We start from the raw sequence: 289 nt of genomic DNA, 5'->3' as shown, positions 1-289 counted from the left end.
GATTCTTAATACCTGTATATTCCCCTTTTTCAGCATTCTCAGTCAACTCACAGTCAGGGAAACGCATACCCTGTCGGGCATAATAAGCACCCAGCGTAATACCCAGGCTCTTATTTATGCGATATTCCACATCTGCGCCACCCATGAATCCTGCCTGATACTTAGACTCTAGTGAGGTTCCATCCAAAGTTTCCAGAGTCAATCCGCTCCAGTTAGCCAGAGATACACCAATACGAGGAATTACCGAGAATCTGCCTACCGGATTCTCCACTTCTTGTGCCTTTGCTCC

At 46.7% G+C, this 289-nt stretch carries 1 protein-coding gene; it reads right to left on the bottom strand.

Features of this window, described 5'->3' with window-relative positions:
* Positions 1 to 289 (bottom strand): outer membrane beta-barrel protein (locus J4G32_RS20995; protein ID WP_210497625.1); only part of this gene is annotated, 289 nt, incomplete at both ends.

Source organism: Microvirga antarctica (assembly GCF_017921815.1).
Classification (GTDB): domain Bacteria; phylum Pseudomonadota; class Alphaproteobacteria; order Rhizobiales; family Beijerinckiaceae; genus Microvirga; species Microvirga antarctica.
Note: the sequence above shows the minus strand (reverse complement) of the source record. Positions and strands in the feature narration are given on the sequence as shown.